Here is a 3,301-nt window from a genome sequence, read left to right as displayed (position 1 = left end):
TTTTTCAGCCTGTTCAGTGGTATATTTTAAATAATGAAGAGTAAGTAGTCCTCCAATGATTAAAAAAACGGCCAAAATAAGAGACAACAATAAATTTTTAATTTTCATAATTCTCAAAAGTTAATAACAATATAACATAAAAAATTCAAAGCAAACAATCTTCCTCTATTCTTAGAAAGGCGATATTTCTTCCCTCCCCTAGAACCCTGTTTTCTAAATAAGATTTTCAAAGAGCAGGAATGGCTTGATTATAACAGAAAGGGAAGAAAGGCTTATTTTACATTTATTAGGAAGGATTTATTCTGTTTTTACCTGTATACCAGATGAATTAGAAATTTTCTTTTCAACCTCAACGATAACTTCTTCTACAACATTATCGTGCCCTTTAAGAAAATCTTCGGTAAGGTTTCTCAGTTCTCCTGTATTATATGGAGGATGTGAATATAGAGAAATGCATTCTTGTATAAATCTTTTACGCCAACTATATAGTTTGTTTTGCAACTCAACGTTCTCACGATTTTTTCGTTCGTCCTGAAGTTGTTCTGCTACTTCTACTTTTCTAACAAGGTCTCGCCGCAAAGCTTCCAACTCTTCCTTACTGTATTGAGTTATAGCAGGTAATTCTTGTTCTTTGTTGGGAGCGTTATTATCTAAAGCGAATTTTAGACCGTTTAGATAGACTGTTGTAGCTTCTTGTCTCTTCTTACTAAATTCCTCCTCTGTATATGCTGTCCAATATCTACCTATTAAAGCTGTACCCCATTCATGATATAGTTTTAGTGCAGTAATCACTTCAACTGGGTACTGCAAGGTTTTCTCACAATATTCAGTGAGTTTTGATATTCTCATATCTTCAGGTAAAGTAGAGTTTCTTCTTGAATAATTAAGTGCAATGGCAGAATATATTTTACCTTTATCTTGGGGAGTATTATATTTCTCAAGTAGTCTTAATGATTCCTGTTCAAATTTTTCCCAACCTTTCTCTTTGTCTAAATATAAGCTGCGATTTGTTTTAAGGCTCAAGTCTAAAATCTCATCTTTTTCCATCGCTTTGCGTTCTGATACTATTTCTATAGCTTTCTCAACCTGTAAAAGTGCTTTATAACGGCGGTTTTCCTCAGACTGTGGAACTTTTTCCAGTTCTTCTTTAATATATGGAAGAACTAATTCTCCATATTCAACAAGTTTTGTGAAAATCGCATGATTCTTAATTGCTTCTAATGTTTTAACCCCTGACTTACCTTTTACCCAGTCCGAAGCATCACCTGCACCTTTATTTTTCAAATTCTTCAATAAGTAACTAACCTCTTTCTCAAAGTCACTGATTCCTTCTTTCTTCATTTTTATCGTAAAATACCATTTATATGCTGTTTCTCTTATAAGCCAATTGAATTTTTCGTCTAAAAATATTTTCTCAAAACTATCAAAAACATCTTTATCATTCCATCTGCTCAGCTCTTCTAATGTTTTCATTACTATTGTCATATATTCCATATCTTCCCAATCATAACGTTTAACCCTTGGCCCTTTATCAAGATACTTTTTCAGGATTGTTAATAATGTGTCCTTCGCTTCTTTCCCTCCGACATTACCTATGGTAGAAAGTACTTCTATTTTAGCCAATGTTGCTTGAGATTCTCCTTCAAATACAGCGATGAGTTCAGATATAGCTTCCTCTTTTCCCAACTCACCAATTCTTCTTACTGCCCACATTCTAATCAATTCATTTTTGTCGGACAGGTATGGTTTAACCTCATCAATAGATTTACATTCAATAATTTCCTGTGGCATATCAAGTTTTTGAAGTTTTAATCCAATCTCTTCTCCTTTACCAAAAATATAATTCGCCTGAATTAACATAATTAATAGAATACAATTTATTATAAATAGTTTCATAAACTTTCCCATACCTGTGTCTCCTTATTTAGTTTTTCCACAGCTTATCCATCACCAGTTCTTTCCATTTTCATTGGACCAGTCTTTTGAAGGATATACAGGATTAGTGATTTTCTCAGCAAATCTGGCGAGAAATTCATTATCTCCATAAAATCCATACTTCCAATAAATCAATACCATATTGTAGGTGTCAGGATCATTAGGGTCAAAATAGAAGGGCGGTATTCCTTCCTGGCAATCAGGTACGTAATCAGTATCACCATCAGGAAATGAAGACCAGTTATCATGCCACCACTTGTGTTCTAATTCATGGGCACAAACTTGAGCACAGCAATCAATCCCTTCACCATTTGCTCCGATAGGCCATTCGTCCCCTCTTACCTTATGAGTAACAGAAAACTCGCTCTTAGATTCTTGAGCACCATCGCTAACAAAAAGTTCTCCTGTTTCCATATTATATTCCCCTATGGCATCTGGGATTAGCTTATACTCAAATGAACTTAAATCTGAAACTACATTATCTCCTTTCCAATAATAAAACCAGTTGGGGTCGTCTCCTCCTGGATTATTTGTTGCATCCCGGGAGAAAAACACCTCTACTGTCTGAGAATCTTGATTACATCCTGCTGGAAATTGCGGGTGTGTTAAAGTTATAGTTTTTTCTCCAAACTGTGAATTGGAACTGGGTAAGCCTGTATAATAAAACCATACGCTATATCCTTTGGGTGGATAGGGATAACTTGTCAGTGCAGAACCAGAAATAGGAGTAAGTGTCCATTCTAATCCGGATTCTAAACCTAATATCCAAGTTGTACCTCTTCCATAAATCTCACAAAATCCAGGATTTCCTCCATTGAAAGCATAGTGCTCAGTTGAATCCGGATCCTGCAGGTTCACTGCTCCCACATACAACACCTCACTCGGCGGTGACTCCTCATCCCCATTTATAGCCTTAAATCTATATGTACCCGCCGCCGCAGAACCAGATAGATAAGCATTACAGCTTCCACCACCAATACTATTCCATCCACCGCCATTAAATTGATATTGCCACTGGATACAACTGCAGCCAGCGAAAGTATTTGCAGTAAGATTTATTGCATCTGAACTTCCATAACAAATTGCCGTTTTATTAGCAGAAACTGAACTTATCGTCCTATCTATACAGGAATGTGCTCCATCGCACTCTTGGCAAGTAGAACAGCTTAGCGCTACGCAAGAACTATTCTCATCACATATTTTGCAGGGAACACAGTCGGTATTATATTGGCACTCCTCCTCTTCCTCCTCTTCCTCCTCCTCTTCCTCCTCTTCCTCCTCTTCCTCCTCCTCTTCCTCCTCTTCCTCCTCTTCCTCCTCTTCCTCCTCCTCTTCCTCCTCTTCCTCCTCTTCCTCCTCCTCTTCC

Annotated in this window: 3 protein-coding genes; all 3 read right to left on the bottom strand. The window is 36.8% G+C overall.

Annotated elements, in window-relative coordinates; genetic code table 11:
* Positions 1-297 precede the first annotated feature (297 nt).
* On the bottom strand, positions 298-1,908 hold the full coding sequence (locus tag KKC91_12410) for a HEAT repeat domain-containing protein (GenBank protein MBU0479349.1): 1,611 nt from the start codon (positions 1,906-1,908) through the stop codon (positions 298-300).
* Positions 1,909-1,947: 39 nt separating this feature from the next.
* Positions 1,948-2,811 (bottom strand): hypothetical protein, encoded by an 864-nt coding sequence (locus KKC91_12405; protein ID MBU0479348.1) that lies wholly within the window; start codon positions 2,809-2,811, stop codon positions 1,948-1,950.
* A gap of 296 nt (positions 2,812-3,107) precedes the next feature.
* A partial coding sequence (locus KKC91_12400) for a hypothetical protein (protein ID MBU0479347.1) occupies positions 3,108-3,301 on the bottom strand: 194 nt, incomplete at its 5' end.

This window comes from bacterium (assembly GCA_018812485.1).
GTDB lineage: Bacteria > JAHJDO01 > JAHJDO01 > JAHJDO01 > JAHJDO01 > JAHJDO01.
The sequence above is the reverse complement of the archived record's forward strand: the minus strand, read 5'-3'. Positions and strand labels throughout refer to the sequence as shown.

Bases quoted from the DNA above. Each gene is read 5' to 3' on its own strand.
- KKC91_12410 (MBU0479349.1), bottom strand. From the start codon at position 1,908: ATGGGAAAGTTTATGAAACTATTTATAATAAATTGTATTCTATTAATT.